Genomic DNA, 16,368 nt, shown 5'->3' on the forward strand with positions numbered 1-16,368 from the left:
CCCTGCTGTCTTAGGCCTGATTCATCAGAATCACAGCACCAGTCACAAGTAAGTTGACCAATGCCAATGGCAAGCAAATTTTCCAACCAAAGTTCATCACTTGGTCATAACGTGGACGCATTAATGAACCACGCGCCAATACAAACATCATTACGAAGAATGCTGTTTTGATAATGAACCAGAATGCTGGTGGAATGAACGAAATCTCAAGGTTGAATGGCGCTAACCAACCACCGAAAAATAAAGTCACGATAAGTGCAGAGATTAAAACGACGTTGACGTATTCCGCAACGAAGAACATCCCCCATTTCATACCGCCATATTCGACGTGGTAACCTTCAGCCAATTCTTGTTCTGCTTCTGGTTGGTCAAATGGATGACGGTGAGTTACCGCAACACCTGCAACCACGAAGATCATGAAGCCTAAGAATTGAGGAATAACAAACCAAACATCACGTTGTGCTTCTACAATTTCACGCATGTTGAATGAGCCTGCAATTGCGACTACACCCATAAGTGAAATACCCAAGAATACTTCGTATGAAATTGTTTGCGCAGCTGAACGCAGACCGCCTAGTAATGCATATTTGTTATTTGAAGCCCAACCACCAAATAACACTGCATAAACTGCAATACCAGCCATTGCCATAAAGAACAATAAGCCAATGCTCATGTCTGCCACACCCAAATATGGGCTAACAGGAATCACCATGAACGACAGTACAGCAGTTGCCATCGCAACTGCTGGCGCTAAACGGAAGGTTAACTTGTCGGCGAATTTTGGTGTCCAGTCTTCCTTAAACATGATTTTCAACATGTCGGCAACAATCTGGAACATACCGCCAGGACCAACACGGTTTGGACCGTAACGGTCTTGCCATAAGCCGAGCAAACGACGCTCGACAAATGACATCAATGCTGCAATCAAAACCACCACCAATAAAATGACAACGGCTTGAATAACAGAGTACGCAATTGGCCAGTTTTCAGCCCAGAGCGGTGTTTGACGTATAATTTCTTGATTCATGAATTACACTCCTACCGCGACTGAAACTGGTTCTGCTAAAGAAACAGTCGGTGCAAGACCAATTGGATAACCGATATAGCCTGCTGGTAAATATTCAATGACTTGAACTGGCAGGCTAATGCTCGTTTCGCCTGCTTTCACCGTAATTTGTTGTCCATTTTGAACATTCAAACGTGCTGCATCTTGTTCACCCACAGCAAACATTGCTTCAGGAATACGAGACTGCATAGCAGGTGTTTTCACCGTGAATTCACCAGAAGCAAAAATATGATGCATCGGCACTAGACGGAAGCTTTCAGGGTTAACAACAACTGCTGAAGGTGCAACATAAGTACGTGCTGGACGTTTCGGTAAACGATCGAATAAACGAACACCCGAATCACCACCTTTTAAATGACCACCCACATTGTCTTGGAATTTATTCCATGCTTGTGGAGAGTTCCAACCTGCTGACCACGCAAATGGCACAAGTGCTGACGGTGTTTGAGTCCCCACATAACCTTCCATAGAGAATGTTAATGCAGAGTCAATGTCAGTCGGTTGTTTTGGCTCGTGAATCGATAACGGTGCACGAATTGCAGTACGACCTGAATAACGACGTGGTTCACGTGCGATTTTCAAACCATGAACACGGAAACCAGCATCTGGTGCAACATCTTCAATTGCTTGTAATGCTGGAACATTCTTCGCAACAGTTTCAATCACATCATCAAGCAATGTCCAAGAAATTGCTTTGCCTTTTAAGCCAGTTTCAATGGCATGTAACCAACGCCAAGATTCTTTGATTGCATATTCAGGTTTGTAGTAACTAGGGTCATACACTTGGTAGAAACGTTGTGCACGGCCTTCTTGCGAAACAACAGTACCATCACCTTCAGCGAAGCTTGCAGCAGAAAGTACAATCGAAGCTTTCTTCACAGTTTCAGTTTCAGAGTGATCAAGCACAATCACATCTTTTGCTTTGTCAAGTGCTGCATCGACCTGAGCTGTAGGTAAACGACGGTAAAGATCGTTTTCAACCACAATCACAGTGTCATAATCTTGTGCAAATGCTTGCTCCAAGCTTTGACCACCTAAGATTGCCAAGCCCATTGAGTTCACTTCTGGAACAGTCAAGGTTAAGCCAGCATTACCCAAGTTTTGAGCAACTTGTGCAGCAGCTTCCATGATTGCAGGATCTTGTAAGCTTGTACCCGAAATCACTAAAGGTTTCTTCGCTGCTTTTAAAGTATCTGCAATTGTTTGTGCAAATGCTTTTGCATCATCCGCTAAACCAAGAATTGCATCGCCTTTCACTGCCGCTGCAATCGCAAAACCTAAACGTGCGATATCATTTGGAGAAGCAACTACCTCACCTGTCGCAACGTCCGCTAAACGTGTTTGAGTTGCAGCCAAAATATAAATTGGAGATTTTGCATCTTGTGCAATACGTTGTACAGGTTCAGCCAACCAATCTTGGGTACGACGTTCTGCGGCCATTTCTTTAGCTTTGTTTTTCGCTGCTTGACGAACAGACAATGCCATACGAGGTGCAGTTTGTGTTAAATCTTCACCTAAGATTAACACCGCGTCATAGCTTTCAATTTCACGCATGTTCGGGTTGTAAACACCCTCGGTTTGCATGATTGATGCAGCTAATTCAACTAGATTTTGCTCTTTTTGAGACATACCCGTTGAATAGTTGTCTTGACCTACTAATTCGCGAAGTGCGTAGTTCGATTCGAGCGATGCACGTGGAGAACCAATACCTAAGACTTTTTTGCCTTGGATATTTGCAATCACGGTATCTAATGCTTGATCTACAGAAACAACAGTTGCTTCAGCACCATCACGGAATTGTGGTTGACGTGGACGATCTGCACGGTTTACATAACCCGTACCGAAACGACCTTTGTCACACAAGAAGTATTGGTTTACTTCACCGTTGAAACGGTTTTCTACACGACGTAATTCACCATAACGCTCACCTGGTGAAATGTTACAGCCTGAAGAACAGCCTTGGCATACGCTTGGCGCATACTGCATATCCCATTTACGGTTGTAACGTTCAGAATGAGTCTTATCGGTGAATACACCTGTAGGACAAACTTCAGTCAAGTTACCTGAGAATTCAGATTCTAAAGTTCCTGATTCTGGACGACCAAAGTAAACGCGTGATGCATTTGCATAAACGCCGAAGTCCGTACCGCCAGCATAGTCTTTGTAGTAACGAACACAACGGTAACATGCGATACAACGGTTCATCTCGTGCGCAATAAACGAACCTAATTCTTGGTTGTAATGCGTACGCTTGGTGAAACGGTAACGACGACGGTCATGTTGAGTCATTACAGTCATATCCTGTAGATGACAGTGACCACCTTCTTCACAGACTGGACAGTCGTGTGGATGGTTCGTCATCAAAAACTCAACAATTGACGCACGGAAGTCTTTCGCTTCTTTGTCTTCAATCGAAATGTAGGTATTGTCAGATGCAGGTGTCATACATGACATGACCAAACGACCACGCGTATCTTCTGGATTCGCGTATTGAGTCACAGCACATTGACGGCATGAACCGACAGAACCTAAGGATGGATGCCAACAAAAATATGGGATGTCGATGCCAAGGCTTAAACATGCTTGCAGCAAGTTTTCAGAGCCGTTGACTTCATACGATTTTCCATCGACATGAATTGTAGCCATAGTCGAATTCCTTAAGCTTGTTCTACGTTGCTAGTTCGAGCGGCAGCATCTACTACCTTGGCTTCAAACTCGCTACGGAAATATTTAAGTGCGCCCATTAACGGTTCCATTGCACCTGGAGCATGTGCACAGAAAGTTTTACCAATCCACAACTTACGCGTCAGTTCTTGTAAGTGATCGATATCTTCTTTCTTACCCGTGCCATCTTCCAATGCTTTAAGCGCTTTAACCGCCCAAGGTAAACCATCACGACAAGGCGTACAGAAACCACATGACTCACGTGCAAAGAATTCTTCTAAGTTACGTGTAGCAGAAACCATACATTGAGTTTCATCAACCACCATCAACAAGCATGTACCTAAACGTGAACCTGCTTTCATGATGCTCTCCGCATCCATAGGAAGGTCAATGTGTTCAGCAGCCAAGAAGTCTGTAGATGCACCACCTGGTAACCAAGCTTTTAACTTAAGACCATCACGCATACCACCCGCATGCTCTTCGATCACTTCACGTGCAGTCGTACCAAATGGAAGTTCCCATAAACCAGGGAATTTAACCTTACCTGATGCACCATAAATTTTGGTGCCTGGATCTTTCGATTTACCAGCAGAAAGGTTGATATACCATTCAGGACCACGCAGCATGATTGCTGGTAAGTTGTTGTAAGTCTCTACGTTGTTGACAATCGTAGGACGACCCCAAGCACCTGCAACTTGCGGGAATGGCGGTTTAGTTCGTGGGTTGGCACGACGACCTTCAAGCGAGTTAATCAATGCAGTTTCTTCACCGCAGATATAACGACCCGCACCGGTATGCACATGCATTTCGAAGTTCCAGCCAGTTCCAAGGATGTTTTCACCCAAGTAACCTTTGGCACGGATTTGCTCTAATGCTTCATTTAAGTATTGAGCAGCTTCAATGTATTCACCACGGATGAAGATATAACCATGCGTTGCTTCAAGGGTATAACCCGCAATCAACATCCCTTCGATCAATTGATGAGGAAGTTTTTCCATCAACAAACGGTCTTTAAAGGTACCTGGTTCCATTTCATCGGCATTACAAATCAGGTAACGTGGACCTGAGTTGTCATTTGGTGCCATCAGTGACCATTTGATCCCTGCTGGGAAGCCCGCGCCACCACGACCTTTAACGGTTGCAGCTTTAATAACTTCAAGCACATCTTTTGGCGGCATGGTTAATGCTTTTTTAAAGCCCGCATAACCTTCAAGCGCTTCATAGTCATCTGCACTACGAACAAACTCTTGTTTACTCAAACGCCAAGTTAATGGATGAGTTTCTGGGTTACCGTCGCCATAAATTGGTTTTGGTTCGGTATTCATACATACTTCTCCAATAACTGTTTCACTGAAGTCACTTCAACTAGACCGTGTGTGTCTTCATCAATCATCAGTGTTGGACCCTTGTCACAGTTGCCTAGGCAACAAATTGGTAACAAAGTAAAACGACCGTCTGCAGTCGTTTGACCAAACTGAATACCCAACTCACGCTGGAATGCCTCAGCCAATGTTTCCGCGCCCATCAAGAAGCAAGCAATCGAGTCACAAAGCAAAATTACGTGACGACCTACTGGTTGACGGTAAATACGGTTATAGAATGTTGCAACACCTTCAAGATCTGCAACGCTCATGCTAAGCATTTGAGCAATCGCATTCATTTGCGCATCATCTACCCAACCATTACGGCGTTGTACACACTTCAGCGCGTCAAGGCAGGCTGCACGTGGGTACGGATAGTGATCAATGTGATGTTCGATATCGTGAATTTCTTCCGCAGTCAAAATTCCTTCAACATTCACACGTGGCTTTTTATCAGTCAAAATCATCATAATGCGTTATCCCTTAGCGATCCACGTCAGCCATTACGACGTCAATTGTCGCTAAATAAATGATCAAGTCAGATACAAGACTGCCGTTAATCACTGAAGGCATTTGCTGTAAATGGGTGAAAGTTGGTGTACGAATACGGGTACGGTAACTCATGGTCGACTTGTCAGAAGTCAAGTAGTAGTTACTTGCACCTTTCACCACTTCAGCCATCACAGAGGCTTCACCAGCAGGCATTACAGGACCCCAAGATACGCTTAAGAAGTGCGTAATCAAGGTTTCAATATCTTGTAAAGTCTTGTCTTTTGGTGGTGGAACAGCCAATGGGTGATCCGCTTTATATGGACCAGATGGCATGTTATCCAAGCACTGTTTGATGATTTTCAATGACTGTTCGATTTCACGGTAGTGAACGATAACACGCGCATATGCGTCGCCTTCGTACTCTACTGGCACTTCGAAGTCATAGTTTTCATAACCACTGTACGGACGGTATTTACGAACGTCAAAGTCGATACCAGTTGCACGAAGACCTGTACCTGTTACACCCCAAGCCAATGCAGATTTTGCATCGTATTGCGCAACATTACGTGTACGACCTTCAAATACAGAGTTTTTAAGTGCTGCTGTATGGTATTCCTTCAAACGTTTCGGCATCCACTCAAGGATTTCACGAATCAGGTGCTGCCAGTTGTTTGGAAGATCATGTGCCGTACCACCGATACGGAACCATGCTGGGTGCATACGGTAACCTGTGATCGCTTCAATTGCGTCATAGATTTTTTGACGGTCAGCGAACATATAGAATACAGGGGTCATACCGCCCGCATCCTGAATTGCAGTACCGATATATAACAAGTGGTTATTGATACGGAACAACTCAGACATCATGACACGGATACATTGCGCACGATCAGGCACTTGAATGCCCGCAAGCTGCTCAACACCCATCACGTATGGCATGTTTTGCGCACAACCACCTAAGTAGTCAACACGGTCTGTATACGGGATGAATGAATGCCAAGTTTGACGTTCAGCCATCTTTTCCACACCACGGTGGTGATAACCGATATCAGGCACACAGTCTTTTACTTCTTCACCATCCAACTGCAAGATGACACGGAACGCACCGTGCGCAGATGGATGGTTAGGACCTAAGTTCAGGAACATGAAGTCTTCGTCTGCATTCCCACGTTTTAAGCCCCAATCTTCAGGGACAAAACGCAAGTGCTCTTGCTCGAAGTCTTGTTTCGCTTGGTTCTGCATGTACGGTGTATATTCCGTAGCACGTGCAGAGTATTCCTTGCGTAGCGGATGACCTTCCCAATAGGTTGGCAACAAAATACGACGGAGCATTGGATGCCCTTCGAAATTAATGCCGAACATATCGTAAGCTTCACGCTCGTACCAGTTTGCATTTGGCCAGATATTGGTTGCAGTTGGAATATTGAGATCACTCTCATTTAATGCAACTTTAATACGAATATCCGTATTGCGCTCTAATGACAATAAGTGATAGAACACTGTAAAGTCAGACGCAGGCAAACCGTCACGGTGAGTACGTAAACGTTCATCTACCGCAGACAAGTCAAACAGCATCACGTAAGGACGTGACACTGTACGCAAGAACATTAAAACTTCTTGTACGCGTGCGCGCTCAACCCAGACCGTTGGAAAATCTTCACGAGTCGTTTGCACATAGAAGTTCTCACCAAATTTGGTTTTAAGTTCTTCTATGATTGCAAATGCTGGGCGTGAATCAACTGCTGTTGATTCTGGCATAGCAATGTCAGTTTCAGCCATTGGCTTGGCTTCCTATTTAATACAAATTCAGTCAACCTTAACGACAATTACACCCATCTCGGGTGCATCAAACATTCATCGTTAAAATTATTTAATTTCATCCATAGAGCGTAAGTTTTTCACCGCAATACGCTGTGCATTCTTACGATCGCGTTCTGGCATCATCTTTGGCTTATATACTGGCTGAAGATCATCACCAATCACGGCAGATAGCGGACGACGCTCTAATTGAATTTGGTCCTGTAACAACATTAATGCTTGGATTAATGCTTCTGGACGTGGTGGACAACCTGGGATGTACACATCGACAGGAATAATTTTATCGACACCTTGCACTACAGAGTAGATGTCATACATACCACCTGAGTTTGCACAAGCACCCATTGAAATTACCCATTTAGGCTCTAACATTTGCTCGTACAAGCGCTGAATAACAGGCGCCATCTTAACAAAGCATGTGCCTGCCACAATCATCAAATCTGCCTGACGTGGTGAAGCACGAATTACCTCAGCACCAAAACGTGATAAGTCATGCACGCCAGTTAAGGTCGTTGCATACTCTACGTAACAGCAAGATGTACCAAAGTTAAACGGCCAAACTGAGTTCTTACGTCCCCAGTTTACTGCTGTGTGTAACACGTCTTCTAAACGAGTCATGAACACATTCTTATTCACTTCTTCTTCAAGCGGATCGGTAACGATCTGACGCTCCTGAAGTGGATATTGATCAGCATTCGGATTCGCACGGGTTAAGGTATATTTCATCCCGAGTTACTCCTTATCAGATGAGACAGTCGGTGATTTTGCTTTCACGCGACCAGATGATTGAGCTGGGATATGACCCGTAGGGTCTGTTACCAATTCTTCAATAGAGTTAAAACGTGTAATGTCAGCAATATTCATATTTGGAGAGCCAACTTTAATCACTTTACCAGCAGCTTTACGACGGTCTGTAGGTGCCCAATTCAACGCACCCACTGAAACTGCATAAACCAATGCAATCAATAAATCGACCACAAAAATTACAACAGTTGTAAAACCAAACCAGCCCACTTCACGTACAGAAGTAGACCATGCGTAAAGATAAAGCGCTTCTAAGTCAAAAACCACGAAGAAAATAGCAACCAAATAGAACTTTGCAGACAAGCGAATACGTGCACCACCTGCACCCACTACGCCTGACTCAAACTGCTCTTGTTTAGCACGGCCCCATGACTTACCCCCAAGGAGTAATGGAACTGTGAGCATAAAAGCACAAAGAAATGTAACGCCGATCACGAAGGCAATAATTGCCCATTCGTATGGAGTAATGGCACTCATGCGGGGATAACTCCTGGCAGGCCTATTTATTAACAAAGAATGTATGTATTGGCCTTCAAATACACCAAACACAAAATTAATCCCGCCAATTGTACCTGATTTATGATTTCACTTGCTAGTTTATAGGTCTTAGTCTTTTGGATGATTTTTTGAGCTTTTTTCTATATTTCTACGCATAAAACACTGAAACCCACCCCACTATCGCTTTATTGAATAAAAAAATAAAATTCCATCATTTTTTTCAACATGGCTTTCATTTAATGTGGATTTCTGTGCAAAGCTGAATTGCTTAAATCCTTTATTTGTCGAGCCAGACAGCAAATTTTGACAGTACTGGTAATTCAGAAATAATCCAATATCACACTCTAGGTGTTTTATAAATTTGGAGTAAAAACTACCAAGATGACGGAACCACTTTTAAACAAATTCTTTTTTTATTTACAACACTGCTACACGACTAAAATTACGCAAAGATCATGATTATGGTATTCCTATATCATCATGTAAAACAAATAATAAGGAGCAACCATATGAATTTAGAATTCACTCATAAACCAAATTATTACTTGTTTGCACAACTGCTCATTCGTCATATTGAAAACTATATTACAAAGCATCCTGATGCAAACAATGCGATATTTGATCTACGTGACGTCTATGAGTTATTCCGTCAGGATCGCGCTTCAACTACGACCAATTTAGACGGAATATTCAACATAGTAGATGACTATAAAGTGGAAACATTAAACGGAGACCAAAAATTAATTACAGGTCACTCTATTGATACTGTAAACAATTCGTTATTAATCGATTTCAATCAAGAAGCATTAGAAAGTCTCAAGAACGGTAAACAAATTATTGAACCAGACGCCAGCATTTTGGATTAAAACACTATAAACACAAGTAGATAAAAGCCCAGTTAAATCTCTTTAAGAGCAATACTGGGCTTATCAACAATTTAAAAATAAGAGCTTAATTATCCAAACTTTCTTTAGCCCCTAATTTCTTTTTATTCGTCTTCGCGAAACGCTTTGCAGGCCAACTCATGGTGAATCTGGCACCTTTTAAAGTTGGGCTCGCATCAACTTCTATACGCCCACCAAACCAATAAGCAATACGACTCACAATGGAAAGCCCCAAACCATAACCACCTGAGGCACGGGTACGGCTATCATCCAAACGAGCAAAAGCCTCAAAAATGCGTTTACGGTCATCTTCGGCAATACCAGGACCATCATCTTCAACGCAAACATAAGCCATGCCCGCATCGGTAATGCCACCACTGATCACAACCTTATGATCGCAGTAACGCACCGCATTCCCAACCAAATTTTGCACTACACGATGTAAGTAACGGCGTTCTGCATCTGCAACGACAGTTGGTAAGGGAGCTTCTACAATAATTTCTTTTTGTGTTTTTAATGCTTCCGTTTCTGTAGCAACTTGCTCAAGCACTTCAGCCAACACAATTTTTTCAAAATCAAGTGAAGGCGTGCCCTGCTCCAACTTGGCATAAGTCATGATTTCATCAATTAAAGTATTTAGTGCCTCAATATCTTTATCAATCATGTCGACTTGCTGTATGCGATACTCATAATCATCTTCCTCCGCCAACATTTCCATACCGAACCGAATACGCGCCACAGGCGTTCTGAGCTCATGCGAAACTGCACGCATTAATTCTCGCTGTGCTTCAATCAAACGCTGAATATGGTCTGACATACTGTTATAGCTTGATGCCAAACTTGCCATTTCATCGGTACCATCAATCGGTAAGCGCAGACTCAAATCGCCCGATTTCATGCGATTCAATGCATAGTTCACTTCGCGAATCTTACGCTGCATAGGCAATATCAGACCATAAACGCCCAAGCTCAAGACAAATAAGCTGAGTAAAGTAATACCCGCTGCCAATTGGAATGGCATCCAATTAAACAAAGGCACTGGTCCCAGTACCAAAACCTCGGATGGCGTACTTGGAATAGGAGAAACGATCGAAATAGTTGTGCCGCGTACTGTGGCACTATCACGATATAAGATAATGCTATGATCTAAGCGTAAACGCCCAATTTGCTCTGAATCTAAAGGAAGATTTTGCACTTTCTCTATTTCAATTGGATAGGAAAAATGCTTCTGAATTTTCTCCAGATATTCTTTTTCCTGTCCTGGGTAGTACACCAGATAATCCAGAATAAAAATAGGTAGCGCTTTCATTTGACGCTCACCAATTTTATCTACCTTTACATATAGATAGTGATTGGTATCATTTTTTAAGCCGATAATAATATAAGCAATTGAGTTTTGCGCATCATAACGCACAGCAGCCTTTTGCTGACTAATACGTTTTTGTTCAGCTCGTGAAAGGTCAACCTTGTTAGCATCGACATAATAAATCGGCAATTCTAACAAGTCTGAAGCATCAGAAATCCAGTCTACCTTTTGTTGGACTGTCTGCTGACGCGCAATCCCCTCACTGATAATAAATGAAATACCATCAGTTAAAGACTCACGATATTCTTGCGCACGCTGGTAATTAATAATTTGCACCAGCAAATAAGCAAACAGTGCCACGATTGCAACCAGCACAACCAGACCTGCATAGATGCGCAAGAATATACTGTGTTTAAACACGAAAATGTCCTGTGTGAATCAAGAGTGATGTAAATTACATTCCGTTGGTTTCTTTAACAAAAAGATAGCCTTTACTACGCACAGTCTTAATTCGTTTCGGATTTTCTGGATCATCGCCAATTTTTGGACGAATACGCGAAATACGGACATCAATTGAACGGTCTTGACCATCGTATTCAATACCACGTAGACGTTCAAAAATGTCTTCACGCGATAAAATACGTCCTGCATTTGAAGCCAACAACCAAAGCAAGTCATACTCAGCGCTGGTAAAATCAACCAATTCACCATTTAAGGTTACAGAACGACCACCGTTATCAATCACTAAATCGTCAAATTCGATGCGTTGTGCCACTTCATCTTCTGGTGCTTTATCGGTACGACGTAATAACGCACGGATACGCGCAAGTAAAACACGTGGCTGAACAGGTTTAGCCACGTAGTCATCTGCACCCATTTCCAAGCCAAGCACCTGATCCATATCTTCAGTACGAGCGGTAAGCATTAAAATTGGTTGATGATAATGTGGACGCACTTCACGACAAATGGTTAAACCATCTGCACCAGGCAACATTACATCGAGCACCACTAAATCTGGTTGCTCAGCAATAATACGACGAATGGCACGGTTACCATCTGGTTCCACCCCAACTTCCAATCCATTACGGATTAGGTACTCTTGGGTTAAACGTGCAAGACGCTCATCATCTTCTACAATTAAAATTTTCGGTAACTTTTCTTCTTGGCTCATAAACTGCCCCTTCAATAGGATGAAGCGTATCTTTTAAAAATCCGACAGATACGACGTAATATAATTTTGCAATATACACACGTTTACATTGTAAACAAGATGCTATTCACCAAACTGATACATCTAAGTAGCTTTTTGTAATATTTTTTAATCGTTGAATTAATTGGCTTTTTCAGTTTGTCATTTTTTGAACTCAATTACACACATCTCATTACAAAATGAATAATTATTAATCAAATCAGGCAATTGATCATAAACTGTCTGATCAGTTTTATTCTTTTTTACTTATCCACAAGGTTATCTATAAGCAGATAAATAGAGCTTTGCTATGCTATGCCCTTGTCTAATAAGGCTTAAACCATAAGCATAAAAATAGGGAAATTTGAGCTAATTTTTTTTGACAGGAATCAGAAAAATTTTTAGCAAAATGTCAATATTGATCTACCCTCAATTTTCCCGTATCTTGTGTTCAATTCAATTTTAAACCACTAAGTCTTGTGTTTATTCCTCAAACACTGTGGCACACTTTTTGCCCAGTTCAAATGGTCCATAAACATAACAATAGATGACAATGGAGCTATGCTGACATGAGCGTAATCACATCCACCCCTGGGCAACTTCAGGTGATTAAACGAACTGGTGATGTTGCTGCTTTTGATGCCGAAAAAATTTCTGTCGCAATTGGTAAAGCCTTTTTAGCGGTAGAAGGACAACAAAGTGCCGACTCTAGCCGTATTCATGACCGCATTTCACAACTTACTGAAATGGTGATGAATACCTTTAACCGTCGTTTACCTTCTGGCGGTACAATTCATATTGAAGAAATCCAAGACCAAGTGGAATTGGCACTCATGCGTACTGGCGAACAGAAAGTTGCGCGTGCCTATGTGATTTATCGTGAACAACGTGCATCTGCTCGTCAGCAAACAGGTGCTCATCATCATCCGACCTTGCAAATCACTGCACAAGACGGCCAACTTAAGCCATTAGACTTGAGCGCGCTCCAAGCTAAAGTCAACAAAGCAGCTGAAGGTTTAGAAGGTATTGATGCGCAAGCCATTATCGATGAAACCATTAAAAACCTTTATAACGGTGTAAAAGAATCAGACATCTCGACTACGATGATGATGGCAACGCGTACCCGTATTGAGCAAGAACCAAACTACACTTACGTAACGGCTCGCCTACTTCGTGATGAGTTAGTTGCAACAGGTTTAGCCTTCCTTGGCTTGTCTGAAGATACCGTTGAAGGTGATGCTCTAGAAACTTTCCTTAAAAAAGGTATTGAGCTCGACCTACTTTCACCAGAACTACTTAACTTTGACCTTGCAAAATTGGCTGCTGCGATTCAACCTGAACGCTCAAACCAATTTACATACTTAGGTCTACAAACTTTATTTGACCGTTATTTCATCCATTCAGATGGCGTACGTTTCGAATTACCACAATTATTCTTCATGCGTGTTTCGATGGGTCTTGCCCTTAACGAAGAAAACCGTGAAGAACGTGCAATCGAGTTCTACAACTTATTGTCAAGCTTCGATTACATGGCGTCTACCCCAACGTTATTTAACTCAGGTACGCTACGTCCGCAGTTATCAAGCTGCTACTTAACCACGATTGATGATGACCTGTATGACATTTATGGCGCAATGCGTGATAACGCAATGTTGTCTAAATGGGCTGGTGGTTTAGGTAATGACTGGACACCTGTTCGTGCCTTGAACTCGTATATCAAAGGTACAAATGGTAAGTCACAGGGTGTCGTTCCATTCCTTAAAGTAGCAAACGATACCGCTGTTGCAGTTAACCAAGGTGGTAAGCGTAAAGGTGCCGTGTGTGCATACCTAGAAACTTGGCACTTGGACATCGAAGAATTCCTAGAGCTACGTAAAAACACAGGCGATGACCGTCGTCGTACCCATGACATGAACACAGCAAACTGGGTTCCTGACTTGTTTATGCAACGTGTGTTTGAAGATGCTGAATGGACACTGTTCACGCCATCTGAAACTCCAGACCTACATGACTTAATGGGTGCGGAATTCGCTGAGCGTTACGCACACTATGAAGCAATTGCAAAAGAAACAAATATGTTGCACAAGAAAATCCGTGCAAAAGATTTGTGGCGCAAAATGCTGTCGATGTTGTTTGAAACAGGTCACCCGTGGATCACATTCAAAGACGTATGTAACTTACGTTCACCACAACAACATGTGGGGGTAGTTCACTCTTCTAACTTGTGTACAGAAATTACCTTAAACACAAGCAAAGATGAAATTGCAGTATGTAACTTAGGTTCGATTAACCTTGTACAACACGTTCAAGGTGGTGTGTTAGACCGTGAAAAGCTTGCACGTACCGTGAAAACTGCGGTTCGTATGCTCGATAACGTGATCGACATTAACTACTACGCGGTTCCACAAGCTCGCAACTCAAACTTAAAGCACCGCCCTGTCGGTATGGGTATCATGGGCTTCCAAGATGCACTATACGAAATGCAACTGGCTTATGGTTCTGATGCAGCAGTAGAGTTTGCTGATGAGTCGATGGAAGTCATTAGCTACTATGCGATTCAAACATCAAGCGACCTTGCACTTGAACGCGGCACTTACGAAACATTTAAAGGTTCATTATGGGATCAAGGTATCTTACCAATTGACTCGCTTGACCTCGTTGCAAAATCACGCCCTGAGCGCATGTTTGAAGTTGATCGCACACAGCGTTTGGACTGGGACACTTTACGTGCCAAAGTTCAAAAAGATGGTATGCGTAACTCAAATGTAATGGCGATTGCTCCAACGGCAACCATCTCGAATATTTGTGGCGTGTCTCAATCCATTGAGCCAACCTTCCAAAACTTGTATGTGAAATCTAACCTTTCTGGTGAATTCACTGTGATCAACCCGTACCTAGTACGTGCGTTGAAAGACCGTGGTCTTTGGGACTCTGTAATGGTCAATGATCTGAAACACTTTGAAGGTTCAGTTCAGAAAATTTCTCGTATCCCAGAAGAGCTTAAAGCAATCTTCGCAACTGCATTTGAAGTTGAGCCACGTTGGATTGTAGATGCTGCATCACGTCGTCAAAAATGGATCGATCAGGCACAGTCTCTAAACCTTTACATCTCTGGTGCGAATGGGAAGAAACTTGACATCACCTATAAGATGGCATGGTTACGTGGTTTAAAAACGACTTATTACCTCCGTGCATTAGGTGCAACTTCGGCTGAGAAATCGACCATTAACACAGGTGCATTGAATGCTGTTAAAGCAACTACAGTCGCAGCGCCTGTTGCAGCAGTAGCGGAAGAAAAGCCAGTTGCAGCACCTGTCGCAGAAGATGAAGGTTTTGAACAAGCGGCACCAGTGCCAATGGCATGTTCAATTGACAATCCTGATTGTGAGGCTTGTCAGTAATAACCTCCCCTAACCCCTCCTAAAAGGAGGGGAATTACACCAAACTTATTGAGGTGTGAAAGTCCCTCTTCTTAAAGAGAGATTTAGGGAGATTAAGAGTTTTGAAAGAAAAGAGTAGTGATTATATTAAATAGTCACCTCACTCAGATGCGAAGCAACTCCTACCGCAAAGCTGATGAGAAAAATTTAGACATAAAAAAAGGGAATCCTCCTACAGATCCCCTTTCCAGTCTAAGAAACAAGTTCTTCGACATATTGCTTCGCTAAAAGCAGGAGAATAATCGCCTGATCTCGCAATATCGTCAAGGACTTTTGGGTAACAACTGCTCTAATGAATGATATTTAAGGAGATATAAATGGCAGTTTATTCGATAAGCTATGACCTAAATAAATCAGGTCAAAAGTATGATGAATTAATCGAAGAAATAAAAAACTTTGATGGATGGTGTCATGCGATGGATTCATATTGGTTTGTTTGTTCTAATCAATCAGCCGCCCAAGTCTACGAAAGACTTAGAAAGCACACTGATGACAATGATTATCTTTTTGTGATGCAAACATCGAAAGATTATCAAGGATGGTTAAGCAAAACCGTCTGGGATTGGATAAACAAACATATGTAATTTTATATTATTAGGAAAAGACCATGCTCCATATGACCCATAACTACATGTTAGGACTCGCGGTTTTGGTCTTTTCCTTTGTTTTCTTTTACGTGCCAATGGTCTACGCATTTGTAGCCATTCGCAATCAACAGCGTAAGCAAAATAAGTAGTGGGGACACTTGCTCTACCGAACAAAATTAGAGCATTTATCGACAAAACTTAATTTTGCTTACACAAATTAAGCGTATAGTAGGACATCTTCTTGGTTGAGATGTCTTCA

At 42.4% G+C, this 16,368-nt stretch carries 13 protein-coding genes; 4 read left to right on the top strand and 9 right to left on the bottom strand.

Annotated features, from left to right (window positions below):
* Positions 1–10: 10 nt before the first annotated feature.
* The 7 genes from nuoH to ndhC form a co-directional block, all read right to left on the bottom strand.
* Positions 11–1,027: an NADH-quinone oxidoreductase subunit NuoH gene (gene nuoH / locus MP622_RS10415; RefSeq protein ID WP_243790863.1), complete on the bottom strand. Its 1,017-nt coding sequence runs from the start codon at positions 1,025–1,027 to the stop codon at positions 11–13.
* Positions 1,028–1,030: 3 nt separating this feature from the next.
* On the bottom strand, positions 1,031–3,712 hold the full coding sequence (nuoG, locus tag MP622_RS10420; protein ID WP_243790865.1) for an NADH-quinone oxidoreductase subunit NuoG: 2,682 nt from the start codon (positions 3,710–3,712) through the stop codon (positions 1,031–1,033).
* Positions 3,713–3,723: 11 nt separating this feature from the next.
* Positions 3,724–5,055, bottom strand: a complete 1,332-nt coding sequence (nuoF, locus tag MP622_RS10425; RefSeq protein ID WP_016166024.1) for an NADH-quinone oxidoreductase subunit NuoF — start codon at positions 5,053–5,055, stop codon at positions 3,724–3,726.
* Positions 5,052–5,561, bottom strand: a complete 510-nt coding sequence (nuoE, locus tag MP622_RS10430) for an NADH-quinone oxidoreductase subunit NuoE (protein WP_016166025.1) — start codon at positions 5,559–5,561, stop codon at positions 5,052–5,054. Before nuoE ends, nuoF begins: the two co-directional genes overlap by 4 nt.
* A gap of 13 nt (positions 5,562–5,574) precedes the next feature.
* On the bottom strand, positions 5,575–7,362 hold the full coding sequence (nuoC, locus tag MP622_RS10435) for an NADH-quinone oxidoreductase subunit C/D (protein WP_016166026.1): 1,788 nt from the start codon (positions 7,360–7,362) through the stop codon (positions 5,575–5,577).
* An 87-nt stretch (positions 7,363–7,449) separates the two neighbouring features.
* A complete protein-coding gene (locus MP622_RS10440) occupies positions 7,450–8,127 on the bottom strand; it encodes an NADH-quinone oxidoreductase subunit B (RefSeq protein ID WP_016166027.1) in 678 nt (225 codons plus the stop codon).
* A 6-nt stretch (positions 8,128–8,133) separates the two neighbouring features.
* Positions 8,134–8,682: an NADH-quinone oxidoreductase subunit A gene (gene ndhC / locus MP622_RS10445; RefSeq protein WP_016166028.1), complete on the bottom strand. Its 549-nt coding sequence runs from the start codon at positions 8,680–8,682 to the stop codon at positions 8,134–8,136.
* A 530-nt stretch (positions 8,683–9,212) separates the two neighbouring features.
* On the opposite strand from ndhC, the gene MP622_RS10450 reads away from it, so the two are divergent.
* Positions 9,213–9,569 carry a hypothetical protein gene (locus tag MP622_RS10450; protein WP_104441043.1) on the top strand — a complete coding sequence of 119 codons (357 nt, stop codon included), beginning with the start codon at positions 9,213–9,215 and terminating at the stop codon, positions 9,567–9,569.
* Between the two features lie 85 nt (positions 9,570–9,654).
* Here the strand turns inward: MP622_RS10450 and bfmS are convergent, their stop codons facing one another.
* On the bottom strand, positions 9,655–11,313 hold the full coding sequence (bfmS, locus tag MP622_RS10455) for a sensor histidine kinase BfmS (protein WP_243790866.1): 1,659 nt from the start codon (positions 11,311–11,313) through the stop codon (positions 9,655–9,657).
* 34 nt (positions 11,314–11,347) lie between these two features.
* Positions 11,348–12,064: a response regulator transcription factor BfmR gene (bfmR, locus tag MP622_RS10460; protein ID WP_016166031.1), complete on the bottom strand. Its 717-nt coding sequence runs from the start codon at positions 12,062–12,064 to the stop codon at positions 11,348–11,350.
* A gap of 587 nt (positions 12,065–12,651) precedes the next feature.
* On the opposite strand from bfmR, the gene MP622_RS10465 reads away from it, so the two are divergent.
* The 3 genes from MP622_RS10465 to MP622_RS10475 all read left to right on the top strand — a co-directional run bounded on the left by MP622_RS10465 (position 12,652) and on the right by MP622_RS10475 (position 16,258).
* Positions 12,652–15,483: a ribonucleoside-diphosphate reductase subunit alpha gene (locus MP622_RS10465; RefSeq protein WP_243790868.1), complete on the top strand. Its 2,832-nt coding sequence runs from the start codon at positions 12,652–12,654 to the stop codon at positions 15,481–15,483.
* 356 nt (positions 15,484–15,839) lie between these two features.
* Positions 15,840–16,106, top strand: coding sequence for a hypothetical protein (locus MP622_RS10470; protein WP_243790870.1), 267 nt, complete (start codon positions 15,840–15,842; stop codon positions 16,104–16,106).
* A 23-nt stretch (positions 16,107–16,129) separates the two neighbouring features.
* A complete protein-coding gene (locus tag MP622_RS10475) occupies positions 16,130–16,258 on the top strand; it encodes a preprotein translocase subunit YajC (protein WP_243790871.1) in 129 nt (42 codons plus the stop codon).
* The last annotated feature ends 110 nt before the right edge of the window (positions 16,259–16,368 follow it).

This window comes from Acinetobacter sp. PK01 (assembly GCF_022819285.1).
GTDB classification, from domain to species: Bacteria; Pseudomonadota; Gammaproteobacteria; order Pseudomonadales; family Moraxellaceae; genus Acinetobacter; species Acinetobacter tandoii.